1 protein-coding gene is annotated in these 312 nt (G+C 36.2%); it reads right to left on the bottom strand.

The features are described 5' to 3' along the window. The coding region (locus ACH65_RS19430) for a F0F1 ATP synthase subunit epsilon (protein ID WP_484494429.1) at window positions 1-213 on the bottom strand (213 nt) is incomplete at its 3' end. Between the last annotated feature and the right edge of the window lie 99 nt (window positions 214-312).

The following is a 312-nucleotide window of genomic DNA, read 5'->3' as shown; positions in this document are numbered from 1 at the left end:
AACTTCAACAAAGCCATCGCTTACAGCAATATATTCAGTTCCATCGTGAAATTTCACTTTTACAAAGCCTGTTTTTAAAGCAGCTACAGTTGGAATATGTCCACTCATGACACCTATCTCACCAGCTGTTGTTTGCATAACAACGAGTTCAACATTATCACGATTGTAAACAGAACCATTAGGAGTGACAATATCTAGGTTTAATGTATTCATTATCCATTCCTCCTAATTGTTATACTTCAACACCCATATCTTTAGCTTTTGCAATAACATCATCCATGCTACCAACTAAACGGAATGCATCTTCTGGAA

Origin of the sequence: Frateuria defendens, assembly GCF_001182895.1 — a bacterium.
Taxonomy (GTDB): domain Bacteria; phylum Pseudomonadota; class Gammaproteobacteria; order Xanthomonadales; family Rhodanobacteraceae; genus Frateuria_B; species Frateuria_B defendens.
The sequence above is the reverse complement of the archived record's forward strand: the minus strand, read 5'-3'. Positions and strand labels throughout refer to the sequence as shown.